This window comes from Methylobacterium aquaticum (genome assembly GCF_001043915.1).
Classification (GTDB): Bacteria; Pseudomonadota; Alphaproteobacteria; order Rhizobiales; family Beijerinckiaceae; genus Methylobacterium; species Methylobacterium aquaticum.
Map to the genome: position 1 here is coordinate 1 of NZ_LABX01000355.1, position 2,942 is coordinate 2,942.

General features: G+C 69.3%; 3 protein-coding genes. All 3 read left to right on the top strand.

Going from position 1 to position 2,942, the window contains the following annotated elements:
- A partial coding sequence (locus VP06_RS31815; protein WP_048467828.1) for a chemotaxis protein CheA occupies positions 1 to 958 on the top strand: 958 nt, incomplete at its 5' end.
- Positions 955 to 1,419 carry a chemotaxis protein CheW gene (locus VP06_RS31820; protein ID WP_082167743.1) on the top strand — a complete coding sequence of 155 codons (465 nt, stop codon included), beginning with the start codon at positions 955 to 957 and terminating at the stop codon, positions 1,417 to 1,419. The genes VP06_RS31815 and VP06_RS31820, both read left to right, overlap by 4 nt.
- A gap of 15 nt (positions 1,420 to 1,434) precedes the next feature.
- Positions 1,435 to 2,942, top strand: a 1,508-nt coding sequence (locus VP06_RS31825; protein ID WP_048467830.1) for a HAMP domain-containing methyl-accepting chemotaxis protein, incomplete at its 3' end; no start/stop codon positions are given.

Below are 2,942 nucleotides of genomic sequence, written 5' to 3' on the forward strand. Positions count from 1 at the left end.
CTTCCGGCGCCTCGTCCACGACCTGTCGCGGGATCTCGGCAAGCCGGTCGACTTCGTCACCGAGGGCGAGGAGACCGAACTCGACAAGACGGTGATCGAGCGCCTGGCCGATCCGCTGGTCCACCTGATCCGCAACGCCATCGACCACGGCATCGAGGACCCGGCCCGGCGGGCAGGAGCGCACAAGAACGCCACCGGCCGCATCACGCTCTCGGCCGAGCATGCCGGGGCCCAGGTGCGGGTGAGCGTGCGCGACGACGGTGCCGGGCTCGACGCCGCCCGCATCCGGGCGAAGGCCGAGGAGAAGGGGCTCGTCGCGCCAGGCGCCATCTTGAGCGACCAGCAGATCTACCAGTTCCTGTTCGCCCCCGGCTTCTCGACCGCCGCGACGATCTCGGCCCTGTCGGGACGCGGCGTCGGCATGGACGTCGTCAAGAAGACCGTCGAGGGGCTGCGGGGCACGATCGACATCACGACCGAGCCAGGCGCCGGCACCACGGTCGTGTTGAGGCTGCCGCTGACGCTGGCGATCATCGAGGGCCTGCTGATCCGCGTCGGCGAGGGACGCTACGTGGTGCCGCTCTCGGCGGTCGAGGAATGCGTCGAGCTGCCGGCGGGCGACCGGACGAGCCGCGGCCGGGACTTCCTGAACATCCGCGGTGCCCTCGTGCCGTTCCTGCGGCTGCGGACGCTGTTCGGCGCGGAGGGCGAGCCCGACCCGTACCAGAAGGTCATCATCGTGTCGGTCGGCGAGACCCGGATCGGGCTCCTGGCCGACCAGATCATCGGCAACCATCAGACGGTGATCAAGTCGCTGTCGAAGCTGCATGCCGATGTCGCGACCTTCTCGGGGGCGACGATCCTCGGCGACGGCACCGCCGCCCTCATCATCGATGTCGGGCGTCTCGTCACCGGCGGGCACGTGGAAATGCCGCGGGAATACCAGGAGGTGGCATGATGGCCGGCACAGCGGAAACCCAGCAGCCGATGGCGACCCTGCAAGTGGTCAAGGTGCGCATCGGATCGGAAACTTTCGCGCTCGATGCCGGCATGGTGCGCGAGATCATCGACCCGATCCCGACGACCCGGGTGGCGGGGGCACGGCCCTATCTCGACCGGATCGTGAACGTGCGTGGCAACGTCGTGCCGCTCGCCGACATCCGCGAGCGCTTCGGCATGAAGCCGGAAGCGGCGACGCCCGATACCCGCTTCGTGGTGATCGAGGTCGGGATCGCGGGCGATCCCGTCATCGTCGCCCTCGTCGCCGACAAGGTCTTCGAGGTGGCCGAGGTCCACACCGACACGGCACAGCAGGTTCCGAAGGTCGGCACATCGTGGCGGCCAGAATACATCAAGTCGATCGTCAAGTGCGGGGACGAGTTCGTCATCCTGCCCGACGTCGAGCGGATCCTGAACTGAAACGGGAATATTGTCATGCGTGTCACGATCAAGGCGAAACTCGCCGGCGGGTTCGCGTCGGTTCTCGTCCTGGCCGGCGTGGCCGGCGGCGTCGGCTACCAGGGGCTGACGGCGGCCGACGAGGCGATGAAGTTCGTCGTCAGCCGCGCCGAGGTGCAGGCGCACGTGCTCGACGCGAAGGCCAACGCCATCCGGGGCATCTCCAACACACGCGCCGCCGTCATCAGCGCGGACGACGCCCAGATGGCCGATTTCAGCAAGCGCGCGGCGGACAACCGGGCCGACGCGCTCGCCGCGATGGCGAAGGCGAAGACCTACATCAGCTCCGAGGAGGGCAAGCGGCTCTTCGACGATCTCTCCGACAAGTACGACAAGCAGCGCGCGCTTGGCGCTAAGGTCATCGAGTTGACGCGGCTCAACTCGACGGCCCGGACGTGGACGGAGATCAACACGACCGGGCGTCCCGCCATGATCGCCCTGCGTGCCGAACTGGACGCGCTCGCCAAGGGCCAGGCGGGCGACGCCGAACTCGTCCGCGCCGCGGCGAGCCTGCAGGTGCGCCTGGAACGGGCCTGGGGACAGATGCAATCGGCAACCGGCGCCGTCACCGTCGAGTCGCTGGAGCAGCGCGTGACCGCCGCCAAGCAGATGCACGAGGAGGTCTCGCGCGCGATGGAGGACCTGATGCGCGTGGGCGCCGCCCACGGGCTCCCGGTCGAGACGATCCGGCAGAAGTACAATGCCTGGCTCGCCTCGTTCCAGAAGGCGCTGGCGATCGTCGAGACCGGCAGCACCATCCGGGCGGCCTCCCTCGCCTCGGGCGACTACGCCGTCATGAGCACCACCGCGATCAATGCGTTCAACGCCTTGGTGGAGTTCCAGGGCAAACGCATGACCGATGCGGTGGCGCGGGCCAAGGCCGATTCCAGCGAGGGCCAGACGATCCTCCTCGCCGTGCTGGCCGGCGCGCTCCTGCTCGGCCTCGCCATCGCCACCTGGCTCGCCGTCACGATTTCCCGCGGCCTGAGCCGGGCGGTATCGCTCGCCGATGCCGTAGCGACGGGCGATCTCAGCCAGACGGTCACGGTGACCTCCCGCGACGAGATCGGCGACCTCGTCACCGCCATGAACCGCATGACCGTCAACCTGAACGCCACCGCCGGCCTTGCCGACGCGATCGCCGGCGGCGACCTGACCGTGGAGGCCAAGCCCCTTTCCGAGAAGGACCGGATGGGCCTCGCCTTGCAGACGATGCTCGCCCGGCTCCGCGCCGTGGTGGCGGATGCCTCCGCCGCCGCGGCGAACGTCTCGGCGGGGTCGCAGGAGCTGTCGGCCTCGGCCGAGCAGCTGTCGCAGGGCTCGACCGAGCAGGCCGCCTCCACCGAGGAAGCCTCCGCCTCGATGGAGGAGATGGCCGCCAACGTGAAGCAGAACGCCGAGAATGCCGGCCAGACCGAGGCCATCGCCCGCCAATCCGCCAAGGATGCCGAGGCCAGCGGCATCGCGGGCGGAAGCGCCGGCGG